The sequence below is a fragment of the Roseivirga echinicomitans genome, assembly GCF_001592935.1.
Taxonomy (GTDB): domain Bacteria; phylum Bacteroidota; class Bacteroidia; order Cytophagales; family Cyclobacteriaceae; genus Roseivirga; species Roseivirga echinicomitans.
Map to the genome: position 1 here is coordinate 566,318 of NZ_LRDB01000001.1, position 18,419 is coordinate 584,736.

Genomic DNA, 18,419 nt, shown 5'->3' on the forward strand with positions numbered 1-18,419 from the left:
TTTCTAAGTCTTTTCTTTCTCTTGTGAGTTGAAATCTTATGTCTTTTTCTCTTTTTACCGCAAGGCATAATTCTAATGTTTTAATGAAATAATGTTTTACTTAATCCTTTGCAGATACTCATCAACAGCCGTTTGCACAACTGGATCAGCATCCATGTTTTTTACTTTTTGAAATTGGGCTTTTGCTTTGTCGCTCTTCCCTGTTTCAAAATAGCATACCGCTAAAAGATAATTACCATCTAAGCTATTCGGATGGTAACCCACTAATGCTTCGAACCTTTCTACTGCTTTATCAAACTGATTTGATTGCATGGAAAGGCGACCCATGTTCAAAAGGGCCTTTTCGTTCTTTTCGTCTGTTTCGAGGATTTCTCTTAGCATTAAAATTCCCTGCATCGGGTTAGAACTCGCAATATAGGTCATCGCTAAATTGTTTTTAACATCCAGATTATCTGGTGTTTGCTCTAAAACCTTAGCATACATTTCACGGGTCTTACTGCCAAGTCTTTCTACTTTGTTTGGTTCTATAGCGAAAGAAAAAGCCTCGAAATAGGCGTCTCCAGCCTTCTGCCAGAGTGTAATCGTTTTAAATTCTTCTGCGAAAGATTCAGCATAATAAGCTGCGCTATCAAATTGGTTGATGGTTTGAAATATGTCCATCAATGAATCCAATGCTACTTCGTCTTTCTTAATGTTTGAATCAGAAACCAGTTTATCCTTCCAGAAATCAATTTTTGGTTGAATTTCTTCAGGGATCTCAGAGCTGTGATCTATCACCACTCCGCCTGGTTTACTTTCGTCTACAAATTCTAAAGCTTCATTTTCCTTATTGTCTACTACGGAGGTAGGTAGCATGTATAATAATACAACAGCTACAATTCCAACACTCAGAAGTATAATTTGATTCTTTTTCATAATAGCCAATCAGGCTAAAGCTTACTTGTTTGCAATCTTTACTTTATCGCTCACCTTTACTTGCTCTACAAAAACCTTTGAAGGCTTAAAGCTTGGAACAAAGTGCTCATCAATTACGATGGCAGTGTTTTTAGAGATATTTCTAGCAATCTTTTTTGCTCTTTTCTTATTCACAAAGCTGCCGAATCCTCTCACGTAGATATTTTCACCTTCGGCCATTGAATCCTTTACTACTGTAAAAAGAGTTTCCACCGTAGTAGTAACATCAGATCGATCTATTCCTGTCTTCTCTGCTATTTGGTTAATAACATCTGCTTTCGTCACCGCTGTTAAATTTTAGATTTATAAATATTGTGTAAAAAACTAATTCCCAGTTATTTTGGCCTGCAAAATTACGAGTTCATTTCTAATTTAAAAAACAAACCCTCAAATTTTAACCAATACCTTGCAGGGGCATTAATTTGGCACAAGATAGCACTATGTTAGACAGTAAAGTGTTTGCAAATCAGTTAATTAACTGGTATGAAGAAAATAAAAGAGACCTGCCGTGGAGGAAAACCAAGGACCCTTACCCAATTTGGCTCTCAGAGATTATCCTTCAGCAGACAAGAGTTGCGCAAGGTTTGCCCTACTATGAGCGGTTTATTGAGCAGTTTCCCACCATTTATGAATTGGCCAATGCTTCCGAAACCGAAGTACTGCGCTTATGGCAGGGCTTAGGCTATTATTCAAGAGCAAGAAATCTTCATGCCTGTGCTAAAATGGTGGTAAATGATTTTGGTGGCGAGTTTCCGTCTGAGTTTGATGAACTACTGAAACTCAAAGGAATAGGACGATATACCGCTGCCGCTATTTCCTCATCTGCTTTTAATCAACCCAATGCCGTTGTAGATGGCAATGTATATAGAGTACTGAGCAGGGTTTTTGGAATGGAAGAAGATATTTCGAGTACACAAGGCCCTAAAGTTTTCGAAATTAGGGCGAATGAGCTGTTAGATAAGGAAAGACCAAATCAATACAATCAGGCCATTATGGAATTTGGGGCCATTCAATGTTCTCCAAAGTCTCCGGCTTGCGGAGTTTGCCCTTTCAAAGACGACTGTTTTGCCTTCAACCATAATAAAATTGAAGTGCTTCCGGTTAAAACAAAGAAGACCAAGGTTAGAAAAAGATACTTTACCTATCTGGCCTTTCATTCGGAACGAGAGTTTTGGATGAAGGAAAGAGGAAAGGGTGATGTTTGGCAAGGTCTCTTTGATTTTTATTTGATGGAAGACAGTAAACCTATAAATTTAGAGGAGGTTCTTTCAACCCTTCAAAAACTAGGTTTGACGGACTCAATAATCGGAGAAGAATCAAAATTATACGAACATGTTTTGACGCATCAACGTATTTTCGCCAACTTCGTGAAAATTGAACTTGAAACAGAGGATGAGGCTAGATTAATGACCCTTTATCCAGAAATAAAAAAATACTCTTTAGAACACATAAACAACCTTCCAAAGCCTGTTTTGATAATCAAATACTTGGAAGATCAATGTTTTTAATTAAATTGTTCTATAGAACCAAAAAATAAATATTATGGCAGGAGTAAACAAAGTAATTCTAGTAGGCAATTTGGGTAAAGATCCAGAGGTACGTCACTTAGAAAATGGAAGAGCCGTAGCAAATTTTTCTTTGGCTACGAGCGAAACTTACAAAAACAAGCAAGGCGAGCGAGTGACCACAACTGAGTGGCACAATATTGTACTTTGGAGCCCGGTGGCAGAAATTGCAGAGAAATATTTAAAGAAGGGAAACCAAGTGTATATTGAAGGTAAACTGACGACCCGTTCTTGGGATGATCAGGATGGAAATAAGAGATATACTACCGAAGTTGTTGGAAACAATTTGACAATGCTAGGTACTAAGTCTGACAACGAAGGTGGCGGAGGAAACTCTTCTTATTCACCTAGTTCGGAGAAATCTAGTGAAGTGTCGAGCATTCCTGAGGATGACTCAGATGATTTGCCGTTTTAATTAGTTAAAAAAAGAATATTGGAATCAGCAACTGACGATCCCTATCCTAGTTTGGCCCTTCTGGCCTTAACTCAAGATGTTTCCACTCCATACCTTGTGGTCAATGGAGTGGTTTTTATTTTTTTGGTTATACTTTCTGCGCTTGTATCTGGCTCTGAGGTGGCGTTTTTCTCCCTTAACGAAGATCAAATCGATGAATGTAAAAACGACAATACTCCAGCGAACAGATTAATTATTCAATTAATGGAAAGGCCGCGCCACTTATTGGCCACCATTCTGATCATGAATAATTTGGTGAACATCGCCATTGTTACCCTTACCACTTTTGTGACTTGGGAAATCATAGGTGAAAAAACTAGTGAAGGAACCATTGTTGTGGCTCTAACCGCTGTAGTCACTTTTGTGATTCTCTTTTTCGGAGAGGTGCTTCCTAAGAATTTCGCCACACAGAATAACCTTAGGTTTTCGAGAGCAACTGCCCGAATGCTATTCTTTTTCGAAGGCATAGTAAAGCCAGTGGCCTATGTACTGATAAAATTCACGCAGTTAATTGAAAGCCGTGTGAAGAAAAAAGGGCATAATATTACGGTAGATGAACTGAATCAGGCGCTTGAAATGACTACGGGCGATGATACTACCGATGAGGAAAAGGGGATTCTAAAAGGAATTGTGAACTTCAGTACGCTCACGGTTCGTCAGGTAATGAAATCAAGAATGGACATTACGGCTGTGGATATCGAAGTTGATTTTCACGAGCTGATGGACAAAATCAATAAGAGTGGCTTCTCTCGAATTCCTGTGTACAACGAGACCATCGATAAAATTGATGGCGTTTTATACATCAAAGATTTGCTTTCGCATGTTGACAAGGAGGATGATTTTAAATGGCAAGAGCTGATGAGGCCGGGCTTCTTTGTTCCTGAGAATAAAAAGGTGGACAGTCTGCTGAAAAACTTCCAAGACAAAAGGGTGCATATGGCCATTGTGGTGGATGAATACGGAGGTACTTCCGGACTGATTACCATGGAAGATATTATTGAGGAAATTGTGGGCGAAATCAACGATGAGTTCGATGATGACGATATTGCCTTCAACAAACTAGATAATAACACCTACATTTTTGAGGGAAAAACTTCCCTAAATGATTTCTGTAAAATCATGGAAATCGACCAGTATTACTTTGATCAGGTGAAGGGAGAAAGTGAATCGCTTGGCGGGCTTTTACTCGAATTGCACAGCAAGCTGCCTAGGGCTGGAGAAAAAATTAAGTTTGAGAAGTTCCTTTTCACAATAGTTGCGGTGGACGTTCGTAGGATTAAGAGGGTCAGAGTTTTAATCAACCGTAAAGTGTCAGTTTGAGAAATTCGATTCAGAAATTACTGCTGGTTTCTTTTGTGTTAATCATTGGGCTTTCGGCCTGTGAGCAAACTTATTTGCCTAAACCAAAAGCCTACAATCGAATCGATTTACCGGAGTCTGCTTATCAGGTTTTACCCGATACGTTCCCTTATCATTTCTTCTATTCTCAATATGCGGAGTTGTCGCGCGATACCTTTCCAAAATCAGGTAGGTATTACATCAACCTATTTTACCCAGATTACGATGCCGTGATTCAAATCACTTACAAGGATTTGAAAAAGCCTGAGAATAATGTGGAAGAACTGCTTACCGAAGCTTTTGACCTCACCATGAAGCACAATCCTAAAGCTTATTCTATCCGGGAAAGCATTATTCCAATGCGAAACAACCAAGTAGCAAGTATAGCCGAGCTGGCAGGAGAAGTACCCAGCCAGTTTCAGTTTTTCACTACCGACAGCACAACTCACTTTTTTAGAGGAGCACTTTACTTTAACACGGCCAATAAAAACGATTCTCTAAGGCCAATTATTGATTTTATTAAGAAGGATGCAATTGAAATGTTGAACTCTTTAGAATGGAAATATTAAATTGTTTCCGTGGCATCCTTTTTCGAAACCCGCATAGAATTTATTAAGGGCGTTGGCCCGCAAAAAGCAGCACTGATTGGTGCCGAAATCGGCCTGTTCACCTATGGCGATCTCATCCAACATTACCCTTTCCGCTACGAAGACCGCACCAAGTTTTACCCTATTGAAGAAGTGCATGGCGATTTACCCTTCGTTCAAGTCAAGGGTAAAATCAGAAGAATTGAAACGGTGGGCGAAATGCGGAAAAAGCGTCTCGTTGCCCACTTTGAGGACGGAACCGGTACCCTAGAACTGGTTTGGTTTAAGGGAATTCAGTTTGTAGCGAAGAAAATACAGCTGGGGGTGGAATACGTGGTCTTCGGTAAACCCGCTCTTTTTGGAAGAAAGATTAGTATTGCCCATCCCGAATTGGAAGTGCTGACCACGCAAAACGAAAAGGCTTCATTCCTTCAGCCAGTCTATCATACGTCTGAAAAAATGAAGGCCAAATACTTGGACAGCAAAGCCATTTCTAAAATGGTGCGTCAGGTAATGGTTTTGTCTGAACCGCATATCAACGAAACGCTTCCTCAAAGTTTAGTGACCCAGTATGGAATGATTGAAAAGAAGCTGGCGCTTTGGCACATTCATTTTCCGGGCAATGAAGAATTATTGAAGAAAGCCCAATTCAGGCTAAAATTCGAGGAGCTGTTTTTTATTCAGCTGCGCTTGCTTAAGTTAAAACTCACCCGAACAGAAAAATACCGAGGAGCCGTGTTTAGCGACTCCAGCTTACTCACCGATTTCTACAAAAACCATTTACCATTTGACTTAACGAATGCCCAAAAGCGGGTAATCAAAGAAATTTACTTCGACATGAAGTCGGGGAAGCAGATGAACCGTTTGCTGCAAGGCGATGTAGGAAGTGGAAAAACCATTGTGGCCTTTATATGCATGCTTTTGGCGGTGGGCTCTGGTGCGCAAGCCAGTATCATGGCACCTACCGAAATTCTGGCGGACCAACATTATCAGGGTTTAAAACCCTTTGCCGATGCGCTGGGCATTGGCATTGCAAAACTGACAGGTTCCAGCAAAAAGAGCGAGCGCAAAGTGATTCACGCTGGCTTGCTTGATGGCGGCATTAGCATTTTGGTGGGCACGCATGCTTTGCTCGAAGATGTGGTTCAATTCAAGAATTTGGGCTTGGCCATTATTGACGAACAGCACCGTTTTGGCGTAGCACAAAGGGCGAAGTTATGGGGCAAGAACGAACGTTTCCATCCGCATGTGTTGGTAATGACTGCGACACCTATTCCACGTACTTTGGCCATGACGCTGTATGGCGACCTAGAGGTTTCTATTATTGATGAAATGCCTGCGGGCAGAAAGCCCATTAAAACCTTGCACGAATACGATGCAAAACGACTTCAGGTGTTTGGTTTTATGAAGCAAGAAATCAAAAAAGGCCGTCAGATTTATGTGGTTTATCCGCTCATTGAAGAATCTTCCAAGCTCGATTTGAAGGATTTGGACGATGGCTATGAATCCATTCGCAGGGCTTTCCCCGACCAGCACATTAGTATTGTGCATGGCAAAATGAAACCGCAGGACAAAGACTTTGAAATGCAGCGTTTTATTAAGCACGAAACCCAAATTATGGTGGCCACCACGGTGATCGAAGTAGGGGTAAATGTGCCGAATGCTTCGGTAATGGTGATTGAAAATGCCGAACGCTTTGGTTTGGCGCAATTGCATCAGTTGAGGGGCCGTGTAGGGCGTGGGGCAGAGCAATCTTATTGTATTCTGATGACGGAGTACAAGCTGAGCAAAGAAGCCCGCATGCGACTGGAAACCATGGTGCGCACCAACAATGGTTTTGAGATTGCCGATGTAGATCTCCAGCTCCGTGGCCCAGGCGATATTACCGGAACCCAACAAAGTGGCGTGCTCGATTTACTGATAGCCGACATCGCCAAAGATGGTCAAATTCTCCAGGCTGCCAGAAATGCCGCCAGCGATATTCTTGAAGCCGACCCCAAGCTAGAAAAAGAAGAAAACCGCAATATCCTCCGCCATATCAAGTCGCTTAGAAAAGCCGTAGTGAATTGGGGAAGGATTTCGTAATCTTTGCCATTATGAAATATTATCTTTTTATCAATAAATTTATATATTTAGGAGAAGAGTCGCGCATCTATCATCATATTCTATAAAGCCTTTACTATTTGTTTGAACAATGAACAATATACCGTAATAACTTACCAATGGCTATAAACCCAAAGGAAGGGAAGCTTCTTTATCATCTTACCGCACTGGATAATTTACCTTCAATTATTGAAAATGGGCTAAAACCAAGAGCTCAGTTAAAAAAATTTACTGATGTTGCTGATCCTGAGATAATTGTTCATCGGAGTGATTTCAATTTAAACAGTAGTGTCCCGTTTCATTTCTATGCGCCTACTCCTTTCTCGGGGTCTGTTCAAAAAGCGTGGCCTAAAGAACAGTTTGTTTATCTCACAATTGAAAGAAAATTGGCTTTGAAAAATAATTTTGGAGTTATTCCAAGACACCCATTAAGCTTTAAGTCTGATCCACTCCCTTATAACAAGGGGATAGATACAATCGATTGGGAGCTTATGGGTAAACGGGATTATCTTGATCATGATTGTAAAGAGGTGTGCATGGCTGAATGTCTGACTCATGAACCAATACTATTTGAATTTATTCGTTTTATTTATGTCAAGAATGAACCAGATAGAATCTTGGTGAATGATTTTATGAAAAAGGCAACAAAAACGCACTCAGGTTTTTCTATCTTTATTAATCCAAACATGTTTGTAAAATGATACAGTTTCAAACAGGTAATATTTTAAAAGCTACTTCTCAGGCGTTAGTGAACACAGTAAACTGTGAAGGCTATATGGGTAAAGGGATTGCTTATCAATTTAAACTTGAGTACCCAAAAAACAATATGCTTTATGAGCAAGCCTGTAGGAGTGGACAAATGAGGATAGGCAAAGTACTTCCGGTGAGAGAGGATAGTGATAAGATAATTATAAACTTTCCGACAAAAGATAAGTGGCGTCAAAAATCAAAATATTACTTTATTGAAGAAGGGCTTAAGGACTTGAAAAGCGTTGTCCAAGACTGGAAAATTAAGTCTATTGCAATTCCTCCATTAGGTTGTGGTAACGGAGGTTTAGACTGGGCAAAAGTAAAGGAAATGTTAATTCAGGAGTTAGAAGGTTTTGCTTTAGACAAAGAAATAATAATCTATGAACCTTCAAATATCATTCAAAAATTAAAAGTAAAAACACCTCCTAAGCTAAATACATCACACTTAGTTCTGATGAGTTTGAAAAATAGCCTTACGAGATTCAATAAAACTAGACTTCAAAAATCAGCATTTCTAATCAATTATTTATCTGGGCAGCATTACTTTCAGTTTGAAGCTCATCACTTCGGTCCTTACGCTCATTCTCTTGAAATTCTTAGTAAGCAAATAAAGGAATATCAAGATTACTATAATTTCGATACTATTAAGGCTTATGATCATGCCAAAAGCGTTTTAATTAGTGACTCTACAATCCAAAAGGAGAAATTTTTAGAGCCTTTCTTGAAAGAAGCAACTAGAATTACAAATTCCATTTCATCCGATAAAGAGTTAGAGCTTATATCAAGTCTACTATATTTGATTGAAATAGATGACCTAATAACAAAGGCTGAATTGGTTGAAAAATTTAAAAGCTGGTCACAAAGAAAGGCAGAATCATTCACTTTAGAAGAGATTCATGATGGGTTAAAAAAAACGCTTTCCCTGGGCCTTATTCAGGATGAGCTCTATGGGATATCAAAAAGCACCAAAGACTCCCTAAGTCATATTAGTCTTAAATACTCTTAGCTAGAAGTTTTCACCAACAAGCTGATGAGGCCTTTTTAAAGCAATACATTCTCACTAGCAATATTCCCCCTTAACCAATAACCAACCCCTCATAACCACACACCCTCCTACAATCTCCACAAATAACTGGCTTTAAAGAAGAAGCCGCTGTTGGTGCGGAGGTAGCGGTCGTCTGGTCTATAGTTGACGCCATCCCAACGGGTTTGCTCATGGATAGAACCGTAACCGAGGTGCACTACTGTGCCTGGAATGTAGGTAAAGGAGGCCAAGAAATTAGGCGCCACAACTTTCGATAAACTGTTGTACTGCACAATGGTTCGGAAGAAGAGGTATTGGTTCATTTGGTAAATGACCTTTCCTCTTAAAATATGGATGTCGTAATACTTGTCATCGGTTTCTTCATTGTAAAGCGAGTTGAAGCTGTGGTTAAACTCTGCATTGAATTTGTCGGACAATTGAAGGTTGAGGCTGTTGCTGATTCGCTTGCCGTAGCCTTGGGCAGGCGTGCTATAATAAATGCCTTTGTCCCAACCATAGCTGGTTCTAAAGTAAATTCTTTTTGTCATTTGAGAGTTAGCCGAGAACGTTACTCCTCCATCATCGAAGCGTTGGGCTTCATAAATTTCCGTGGAGAAGTCTACAGAAGCTGAGAAACGGGTATTTCTCGGTAAAGTGGCAGCCAATGAAAAATAGACTGAGCTTTCATACATTCCGCTGGGTTTGTCCTTGGTTAGTGAAGTGTATAAACTCGGATCGATACGCTTTACTATTCCTTGCTTTGGATAAATTTTCGGGTTGGCATTGAAGGTCCACTTACGAATGGCGGTTCGGGTGATGTAACCTACATCTGAGCGGAAACCGTCACCGATATCCATAAAGCTTAAGCTTCCTGAGAAGTTTCGGGTGCTTCGTTCAAAGGCAAAAGAAGCAGTTCCTTTGTTTTCGATGGCGCCATCGGCAGTTTCTCTGGTTAACGAGTTTAAAATATGGGCACCGAAGAGGTTCGATTGTTTGATTCTAACTTGTCCGTCTACACCATAAACGGCATTGAAACCATCGTTTCGTTTTCTTCCAGTTCCAATAAATCCGAGGTAGCTGTCTTGCGAAAAAGAACGCATATATCGGAGCACACCCACATCAGCAGTTTTGTCTTCTGCATAATCAGCCAAACTCTCACTGGCGCGGTCTACAGCATAAATGGTGGAGAAAATGTTTCGTGGCCCCAGTTTACCCGTCAGTTTTGTAGCGGCAATTGGCGAAACAATAGAGCGTGTATTAACCACTGACCGAACGGGCCCAAACATACTGTTTCCAGCAAAATTGAAGTTTTCATTTCCCTCTAAAAAGAAAGGCCTGCGTTCAGGGTAATTCACGGGAAAACGCTGATTCACTTCTACCTGAGAAGCATCGGCTTCCACCTGACTGAAATCTGGGTTGATGGTGGCATCGAGTACGAGTTCGGAGGTGATGCCATATTTTAGCGTAAGGCTCGGTTCAAAATTATTCTCTTTAACATATGCTCCGTTCTGATGACTTTGGCTTTGGGCATAAGTAATGGCAGGTAGCACTTCGAGTAAAACCGATTTCTTCACTCCAGTATAACTCATAGGTAAAGTTTGGGTAAGGAAACTCATGCCTTGTTTTGGATCCAAGGCTGGGAAAGTGCCCTGCATAGAAAAACGGCTAATCTTGCGTTCGAAAATCACGCCCATGTCCACTTTTCCGTCCTTAACGGCATAGCGAATGCTTTTAAAAGGAATTCTTACTTCTATGGTATAGTTGTCATCATTAATTTTGGCCTCGCTGTACCAAATCATATCAATCCCGATGTCCTCTTTTCCTGCAGCAAAACGAGTGTCCATTTGGATGCCGTTGGGGTTAATGTAAAATCCATACATGGATTGTTGACCATTGAAAGAGTCAAGGTTGATACATATCCAGTCATCATCTCTAATTTTATCTCTGGCGGCAATGGAGGTCTTTATTTTGGTAGGGTCATCAAAACTCTTGAAGGCGAAGTAGAGATTTTCATCGTCATGTGCCACATAGGCAATTGTTTTGAAGGGCATGTCTTGACCGTAATCGGGAACAAAGGTTTTAAAGCCGGTTACCGTTGCGCTATTTTGCCAAATATCATCATCTAAGACCCCATCTATTTTGGGAGCCAATTCAGCATATACAGATTGAATTTGAGCGTTTGCCTGAAATTTAAAAAGAACAACAAACGCAATGACCGAGTAAAAAAGAGTTTTCAACATAAAAAATGATTACTTAAGCAAAAATACTTTGATTCACTGTAAAAATGGTAACCACTTATATATTTTGAATCGCTCTAAGATGTTATTTGATTTTCAGCGTCTTAAACCTCATTTCATCTTCGTTTCCTTGATTTTTAGCGTATACATGAATTCCTTTTTCTGTGGAGAAAACTACAGGTGCTGAAAGGGTGAGGTTGATATCTTTCAAAATATCACTTTCGGCTATTTTCTTAAAGTTAGCATCGAATACTACCACTTTGTAATTTCTAGTTTCGGCTTCATTAATCTCCTCTTCATTCATTTGAGAATAGGTTAGCGGTAAATTGACAAAGCGCCAGTAAGTGTCGGAATATGCATCGTAATGAAGCCTGGAAAAAGAAGGGTTTTCTAGATATTTTTCTCTTGATTTTTGACCTCTTATATCAGACTGTGATTTATAGTAGTGACCATCAAAATCATCAATTGCCGATGACTTCATAGGATGCTCTTTTATAAGCCCATTTTTAGTAAGCTCGAAAACCGTGTGACTTAAAGGGTAGCTTACAATGAGTGACCCTGTTTTAGAGTTTAATGTTGGAGATATAAATCCTTGAAGACCTCCAGAAATCATGTTTTTATAATTCTTAGGGTAGTTTAAGAATGTGGAAACTGATGAATCTGATTTATTGATTCTGACAATTGAGGGAAATCTATAGTCAGCGAGCATTGTCTTAATATCGTGGCCTCCTATGATAGGTATATAGATATACTCATTATTCACAGAGGCCATAGAAATCCCTGTTGCCAAATAAGCTCCAAATGTGTTTTCCTCTTGCTTAAATATATACTTGAAGCTTTCCCTACCTTTTTCATTTACGGCATGGGCAGATTGTTTATAATAGCTGAAAACATAAATGTCATTTTCATCTGCCATTAAGCCTGTAGATTGATACATGCTTTTTGGCCCCTCTTGTGCAATATTAATGGTACTAGCTACACTTAACGACTCTTGGTCAAATAGCTTTATGCTGAAATTTACAGGGTTGTAGAAAGCAAAATAATCTTTATACCGCACAGGGCCGAATGCCTCAAAGGAGGTTTCGTAATCCAAATTAAAAACAAAGTCGTCTCCGTAAGCTACCTGCTTCGCTGTCTGAGCCTGGAGAGAGAAGGAAATGATACAGAAGCCCAGTGAAAAAAATTTAATCCTATTACTTATTCCTAAAAATTTCATAAACCAAAATAGTGATACTTTGACTAGAAATGAAATGGGGCACTTTCTAAGTTGGCTTTACCAAAGATGCTTAAAGGAATTACTAAGCACTAATAACTATTCACTGAGCACTAACTACTCCCCATCAAACCAAGTCTTAAAGGCATTCACCTTCTCACGGCTAACAATAATCTCTCGGTCGAAATTTAGGTGAAGGATGATTTTCAGGCGGCTGTTCGAATAAACCAGCACATCTTTAATCGCATTGATTTCGATGATATAGCTACGGTTTACCCGGAAGAACTTTTTTGGGTCGAGCATTTCTTCCAGCGTTTCCAGCTTGTAGTCTATAATGAGGCGTTTGCCCTCTTGTGTAACGATGTAAGCATTTCGCCCTTCGGCATAAAACAGGTGTATAGTATCTGTAGTGACAGAGCGAATGTGCTCCCCAATCTTCACCATAAAACGCGTTTTGTATTCGCGCTTGCTCAGCATTTGCAGGGCGGCTTGTAAATCAATGACCGATTCCGTTTCTACTTTTCCTTGTTCCGAAAGTCGGTTTTTAAGGTTTTTGAATTTGTCCAAACTTTCAGAAAGGGCATCGAAAGTAACGGGCTTGAGGAGGTAGTCTATGCCGTTGGCCTTAAAGGCTTCGATGGCGTATTCATTATAAGCCGTGGTGAAAATCACGGGGATGTCAATTTTAACGGACTTGAAAATATCAAAGCTGAGTCCGTCTGTTAATTGAATGTCCATCAACAGCAGGTCCACATCATGGTTTTCATCAAGCCAACTTACGGCTTGCTTTACGCTCATGGCCTGACCCAAGATTTCTATGTTTTCATCATAGCGCATTAAATAGCGTTGAATCTTTTCGGCTGCCGGAATTTCATCTTCTATAATAAATACCTTCATAGTTCTTCTTTCAATTCGAGCAATGGCAGTTTTATAAAGGCGTCACCATAGGCCCTGATTTGGATTACGGGCTTGTCTGAAAAATAAGCAAAGGCCTGATGCAGGTTTTTGTGCCTTTTCTTAATCATCGCATCCAAACTCAATTTATCATTTTCTTGGTACTGCATGACCAGGTAACCTTCTTCATCAAAGCTAATGCGAATATTTAAAGGTTGGTAGCTCGATATGATGGTGCTGTTGACCACACAATCGAGCAGCATCGGCAATGAATTTGGCACCAGTAATTTTCCTTTTTCTCCAGTCCAAGGAGCAATAGTTAAGCTGATTTGTTCGGGGTACTTTTCTTTGAAAAGGAGGAACAGGTTTTTGGTGGCCTGAAGCTCGTCTTCCACCTTGACCAATTCCTTTTTTCGGTTATCCAAAATGTAACGATAGACCAATGACAGCCTGTCCACAAAATCTTCTGCAGCGTCTATATTGTGATGCACCAAGGCAATGAGCGTTTCCAAACTTTGGAAAAGCAGCTTTGGGTTAATTTCATTATTGAAGATTTCAAGCTGGTGCTCTAGGTTTTGGCGCTTGAGGTCTTCGCGCTTTATTTCAGTTTCATTTTTAACGGAAAGGAAATAAATGCTGAGGTAGAAAAGTGTGTACAGCAGGCCGCTAATGGAGTAAATAGAGACCAGTTTAATCAGGTTGGACTGATAAAGCACAAAGTAAGAATTGCCCTCAATTTCAGAAAAGTAATAATATACCGCAGCGAAGATGATGGCTGCTGAAATCAGAAACGAGGTGAAAAAGAGCAAAGTAATATTGCCTGTTCGCCTTAGTTCATGCCCCACTTTTTTCTCGAAGAGCACAATGGTAAAACGCAGCGATTCAGAAGTAAGAAAGGCGAGTACCACGCAAAGCAGTAGCTCTTGGGTAAGGACGGTTTCTGTAATTTGGCTGAGGTCGTTGTTGAGCAATAGAATCAGAAAATACATCATCAGCCCATAAATGGGAGGCACGGTAATGCGGAAAAGGGGCTGATCTAGTAGGTTCTTTTTCATGAATCTTTCAGAATCGGCAGTTTTACTTCAAAATAATCTTCGTCTTTTACCTCCACTTCTCGCACGGTGAAAAAGGCATATCGCTTCTTTATATTGTCGAGGCCCACTTTATGTGAGCTGGTTTTGGTGGGCGCTTCGGTTTTGTTGTTCAAAACAATAAGGTGATGCTCGTCATTTCTAATGTTGATCCTCAGCGGTTCGTCATCAGAAATCACATTGTGCTTTACCGCATTTTCGACCAAAAGCTGAAGGCTCAAAGGCGGTATTGGAAAAGAGAGCGTAGCATCATCGATTTCAATTTTAAGATCCAGCGCATTTCCGTAGCGGATGCCCAGCAAATAATTAAAATCTCTTAGGGCTTCAATTTCTTCTTTTAGACTGACCAGCTTTACATTTTTCGTATTCAAAACATAGTTGAATGTTTCAGCCAGGTTGCGAATAAAGTTCTCGGCAATTTGAGGGTCACGATAAATCAGCGATGAAATGGTGTTCATGCTATTGAACAAATAATGCGGACTAAGCTGGCTTTTAAGGGCCTCAAACTGAAACTCAAGTTGTTTTCGCTCCGATTTTAACTTCCGGATTTGGCCCACAGAAAACTCGCTGTAAGAATAAGTATTGAACTCTACCAGTGTTACAATAAACAGCAGAATAAAGCTTAGGATAATCACTTTTACTTCCAGTTGGCTTTCGGTGAGTGCTGCTTCAAACAAGTGAAAATCAATTATTCCTGAAACGCCAGCCAGCCAGTTTAAAGTCAAAAGAATAATGGCGAGGGCTAGAAAATCAAAGGCCAATCCAGCGATAAATCGTTGCAATATGCTTTTGCGCCAAGGTAGTTTTTCGTTGAGCTTTAGGTTGATACTGCTAATGGCCAAGCCCGAGAGAATGCTGGTGATAATAGTGAAAATATACAGCGGAGCCTCTCTATACACATTGGGGAGCAGGTCGTATTCGCTATAATAGAGGTATTCTAGGAATAGAATTCCAATGACGGTAAAAAGTACAAGCCGGATAAGCTTGGGCATACATTAAAGTTGGTTGGATAGAAATTTAAGAAAAAGAGAGGGGCAAAATGAAAGTCTATCGAAATATATTCGAAACCGAATTTGCACTTCCCTCTCTTTTGGACAGAAAATCTTAGTCGATACAACGGGCTACTTTGCCGTAATAAGTATCTGATTTAATGGTTTTAGCTACCGATCTGAACAAGTCTTTTACCTCTGCGTCAGCACTACTTACGGAACTACAAGCGCCTTTTAATACCTCAGACTTATAATAGTCTGAGTCAATGCTAGAGATCGTTTTCAAGATGCTGATCATGTGCGTTTTATTCAATTTTTTGGAGTCAAGCACATCTTTCAAAATGTTAACTTTATAATAGTCCGAATCAATGTTGGCTACTCGGCTCAATACCTTGTCGTAGTTTTCATCAGAAAGATCTTGCTCGCGCAATACGCTTTTCAAAATTTTGGAAGCATAGTTGTCGGAGCCAACATCATTAACGGTGACCAAAAGGTCATTGAAGTATTTTTTAGAAATCTGCTGATTTTCCATCAAATCATTGATCACTAAGGTTCTGTAATGATCTGAATCCATTCGACCCACTCTTTTGATCACGGCTTCTACTACTCTGTCGGAAGGATTGCTTTGTCTCAAAAGACCACGCATGGTTTCGGTGACATAATGATCGGAATCAATATTTGAAATGGCCTCCATCAGACTTTCGAAAGCTTCATCCGTCAAGTTGGGTCTGTCCAAAGCCTCTCGTAAAACCAAAGTAGCGTAGTGATCAGAATCAATGTCGGAAGTGGCTTTCACGATTCTATTTACTGCGCTGCTCGAAAGGTCTTTTCTATCCATTACTTTTTTAATCACCTCAGTTTTGTAATGGTCAGAATCCATTCTCTCGGCAGCATCTAGCACCTTGGAAATCATGACGTCACTCAAATCTTCTTGCAAAGCACGCATAAGTATGAGGCTTACGTAATGATCAGAATCCATTCGGCCAATGGCACTTAAAAAGGCCTCGGTGGTTTCATTATTCTTTAAAAATAGGCTGCTGTAATCTTTAAAAACTTCGGTGATGTAATGGTCAGAACTTAGGTTAGCAGGTACATAAGCCGCTATTTTCACCAATTCTTTATTGTTCAGATTTTGCTTGTCGAGTACCGCTTTAAGGTACATTTGGCTTACATAATCACTCCTGATTTGACTGGTTTCTTTTAAAACCGCATCAAGACCACCCTTGGCGTAAATTCTTTGGGTTCTGCTTTCTGCTCCGATGCCAGTAGCGCGAATGGCTTCGGGCAATACATCGGCCAACCATTTTTGCGCAGCGGCATCAAAATCGGCCTTTCTTCGGCCTTCATAAAACTGATAGTCTATGGTGCCAGCAGAGTTTCCTTCGGCCAATAACTCTCTTCTTTCGCCAAAAGAGGTTTTTCTAATTTTGATATATCCATCTCTGGAAATTGATTTGATGGCTTTGTCATCATCCGTAAATGCGATGTCACCTTCGTACTCTATTTCAATGCCGTTGTTGCCTTGCTTGCTAGAGTAACGGTAGGTGCCGTTCTTTTGTGAAATGCTCGTGGAGTTAGAACCAGACCTGGAGGTTGAAACAGTAATTTGTTTGGCAGAAAGATCATTTGCTAAGGATAGCATTGCCCATAAGGCAACGGCCATTCCCATAATCATACTTCGAGTTTTTGTGCTTCGGTTTTTCATAGTTTGTTTCGTTTTAGGCAGTTGCCAGCAGGTGACCAAACCTGCCTTTTCAACTGTCTTTGTTGTTTTGAGTTCCCGATGACCTATCGGGCTGACCTCTTGCCGATGCGCCAAATGGCTAATCGACCTTACAATGATGGGAAGATGCCGCGCAAGAAAAAACTGCAATGCAATGAACTGTAATTTGCCTGCACTGAACTGTCGAGAAGATGTAATGCTGCTTTGTAGGGGAGGTTACTTTACTCCAAAAACTCTAAACTGGATTTTGTCTTCGTTTTGCTGATCTTTTACGCGAAAATGAATACCCTCATTGCTAGTGAATACATTAATGCTTTCTGGCACTTTTAGGTCAATTTCATCGATAGGCAGTTCGAAATAGCTTATCTCGTTCGTTTCTGTGTTTACGACAATTAATGTTGCGCCAATGACATCGGGTATATCTCGTGAGGGGCTTGGTTCCATGGGAAAGCACGCGATAGATGTACTTTCCATCTGGGGAAATACTATTGTCTCCGTAATATGGAGGATGAATAGGTTCCTGAACTTTTGAAACGCTTCCACTTGACCCAGAACGAATGTTTTTGATCTCTCTTAATTTCAAGAAAGTTTCGTAATCAGCGATGTTACAGTTGGGCTTACCTGCATAAATAGACTTTACCCGTTGGTTATCCTTAAAAAGGAAAATACTATCAGAGATTGGTGTACTGGCAAATAGGAATTCGGAACTTCTTAAAAAATGGACTTTAATGGGGATGAACGTTTTATCCTTACGGTTCAGCATCTCCTTGATTTTTGGATAATCTGAAAAGACCTGATTGGCAGAAATGCTCTTTGATACAATGGAGTCATTTTTCCAATCTATTATTGCTCTTAGATATGTTTGTTCTTGATTTTCACCCTGATTCGCACTAGTCCACAAGGTGTTGATTTTACCATTTTCGTAATAACTAGCATCATCGAAAGAAGCCTTTCTTATTTCATTTTGAAATACTCCTGAGCCTTTAGCTTCTTTTTTATCTATAACTTCTGCCTTACCATTGATTAGATAATGCCCCATCATTGGAACTCGAATAAGGATTGAGTCCATAGCGTGAAAGAAAAATTGAAAGTTAAAGAATTCATGTATTCTATTTGGCCCAACTTTTTCCAATTGAATTCTACGAATAGGTTTAGGTTGTTTATAATCATACATATAGATGGAGTATGATGCTCTGTCAAAGAATGTTAAGTAATCTACTCCTTCAATTGTATTGAATTTTAGATCAATGAGCCGCTCAAAATTGATCTCATCATCTAGAGTGAAAGTCTTGAGCCCCTTATCAATAATTTCAAGTGGCTTTCTTTCGGCTATTGTGTTATCAGTCTTCTCACTTTTTTCAGTTCCTCCACAAGAGCTAAGGAACAATATAGCCAGAAGTGTTTTAATAGGATTATATCGCATTATAATTTCTCTATACAAAGATTAAATAAACGCAATAACCATGGAATTAACAAGACAGGTAACTCTCCAACCTG

The 18,419-nt window shown here is 40.0% G+C and carries 16 protein-coding genes; 7 read left to right on the plus strand and 9 right to left on the minus strand.

The features are described 5' to 3' along the window. Positions 1 to 96 precede the first annotated feature (96 nt). Complete coding sequence (locus AWN68_RS02445) at positions 97 to 915, minus strand: tetratricopeptide repeat protein (RefSeq protein WP_068410951.1); 819 nt, start codon at positions 913 to 915, stop codon at positions 97 to 99. 21 nt (positions 916 to 936) lie between these two features. Then, complete coding sequence (locus AWN68_RS02450) at positions 937 to 1,239, minus strand: HU family DNA-binding protein (protein ID WP_053221676.1); 303 nt, start codon at positions 1,237 to 1,239, stop codon at positions 937 to 939. A 155-nt stretch (positions 1,240 to 1,394) separates the two neighbouring features. Here AWN68_RS02450 and mutY point away from each other — a divergent pair, with 155 nt between their 5' ends. From mutY to darG, 7 genes are all read left to right on the plus strand, one after another. Beyond that, positions 1,395 to 2,462: an A/G-specific adenine glycosylase gene (mutY, locus tag AWN68_RS02455; protein ID WP_068410953.1), complete on the plus strand. Its 1,068-nt coding sequence runs from the start codon at positions 1,395 to 1,397 to the stop codon at positions 2,460 to 2,462. Between the two features lie 34 nt (positions 2,463 to 2,496). Then, positions 2,497 to 2,934: a single-stranded DNA-binding protein gene (locus tag AWN68_RS02460; RefSeq protein ID WP_068410956.1), complete on the plus strand. Its 438-nt coding sequence runs from the start codon at positions 2,497 to 2,499 to the stop codon at positions 2,932 to 2,934. Between the two features lie 18 nt (positions 2,935 to 2,952). Further along, positions 2,953 to 4,293: a gliding motility-associated protein GldE gene (gene gldE, locus AWN68_RS02465; RefSeq protein ID WP_068410959.1), complete on the plus strand. Its 1,341-nt coding sequence runs from the start codon at positions 2,953 to 2,955 to the stop codon at positions 4,291 to 4,293. After that, positions 4,290 to 4,880, plus strand: coding sequence for a gliding motility lipoprotein GldD (gene gldD / locus AWN68_RS02470; RefSeq protein WP_245657922.1), 591 nt, complete (start codon positions 4,290 to 4,292; stop codon positions 4,878 to 4,880). Before gldE ends, gldD begins: the two co-directional genes overlap by 4 nt. A gap of 9 nt (positions 4,881 to 4,889) precedes the next feature. Continuing rightward, the gene (recG, locus tag AWN68_RS02475) at positions 4,890 to 6,983 is read left to right on the plus strand and encodes an ATP-dependent DNA helicase RecG (RefSeq protein ID WP_068410962.1); all 2,094 of its coding nucleotides are present in this window, start codon (positions 4,890 to 4,892) and stop codon (positions 6,981 to 6,983) included. A gap of 137 nt (positions 6,984 to 7,120) precedes the next feature. Further along, positions 7,121 to 7,702, plus strand: a complete 582-nt coding sequence (locus tag AWN68_RS02480) for a DarT ssDNA thymidine ADP-ribosyltransferase family protein (protein WP_068410965.1) — start codon at positions 7,121 to 7,123, stop codon at positions 7,700 to 7,702. Then, entirely contained in the window at positions 7,699 to 8,757 is a 1,059-nt protein-coding gene (gene darG, locus AWN68_RS02485; RefSeq protein ID WP_068410968.1) for a type II toxin-antitoxin system antitoxin DNA ADP-ribosyl glycohydrolase DarG, read from the plus strand. The genes AWN68_RS02480 and darG overlap by 4 nt, the downstream gene beginning before the upstream one ends. Positions 8,758 to 8,864: 107 nt before the next feature. Here darG and AWN68_RS02490 read toward each other — a convergent pair whose 3' ends face one another. From AWN68_RS02490 to AWN68_RS02520, 7 genes are all read right to left on the minus strand, one after another. Further along, positions 8,865 to 11,015 (minus strand): DUF5916 domain-containing protein, encoded by a 2,151-nt coding sequence (locus tag AWN68_RS02490; RefSeq protein WP_068410971.1) that lies wholly within the window; start codon positions 11,013 to 11,015, stop codon positions 8,865 to 8,867. Positions 11,016 to 11,097: 82 nt separating this feature from the next. Continuing rightward, complete coding sequence (locus tag AWN68_RS02495) at positions 11,098 to 12,228, minus strand: DUF4221 family protein (RefSeq protein WP_068410974.1); 1,131 nt, start codon at positions 12,226 to 12,228, stop codon at positions 11,098 to 11,100. A gap of 114 nt (positions 12,229 to 12,342) precedes the next feature. Beyond that, on the minus strand, positions 12,343 to 13,122 hold the full coding sequence (locus AWN68_RS02500; protein ID WP_068410977.1) for a LytR/AlgR family response regulator transcription factor: 780 nt from the start codon (positions 13,120 to 13,122) through the stop codon (positions 12,343 to 12,345). Continuing rightward, complete coding sequence (locus AWN68_RS02505) at positions 13,119 to 14,174, minus strand: histidine kinase (RefSeq protein WP_068410980.1); 1,056 nt, start codon at positions 14,172 to 14,174, stop codon at positions 13,119 to 13,121. The genes AWN68_RS02500 and AWN68_RS02505 overlap by 4 nt, the downstream gene beginning before the upstream one ends. Continuing rightward, entirely contained in the window at positions 14,171 to 15,202 is a 1,032-nt protein-coding gene (locus AWN68_RS02510; protein ID WP_068410984.1) for a sensor histidine kinase, read from the minus strand. The genes AWN68_RS02505 and AWN68_RS02510 overlap by 4 nt, the downstream gene beginning before the upstream one ends. A 112-nt stretch (positions 15,203 to 15,314) precedes the next feature. After that, positions 15,315 to 16,904 carry a hypothetical protein gene (locus AWN68_RS02515; RefSeq protein ID WP_068410987.1) on the minus strand — a complete coding sequence of 530 codons (1,590 nt, stop codon included), beginning with the start codon at positions 16,902 to 16,904 and terminating at the stop codon, positions 15,315 to 15,317. 355 nt (positions 16,905 to 17,259) lie between these two features. Then, positions 17,260 to 18,345 carry a DUF4221 family protein gene (locus tag AWN68_RS02520; RefSeq protein ID WP_068410990.1) on the minus strand — a complete coding sequence of 362 codons (1,086 nt, stop codon included), beginning with the start codon at positions 18,343 to 18,345 and terminating at the stop codon, positions 17,260 to 17,262. Between the last annotated feature and the right edge of the window lie 74 nt (positions 18,346 to 18,419).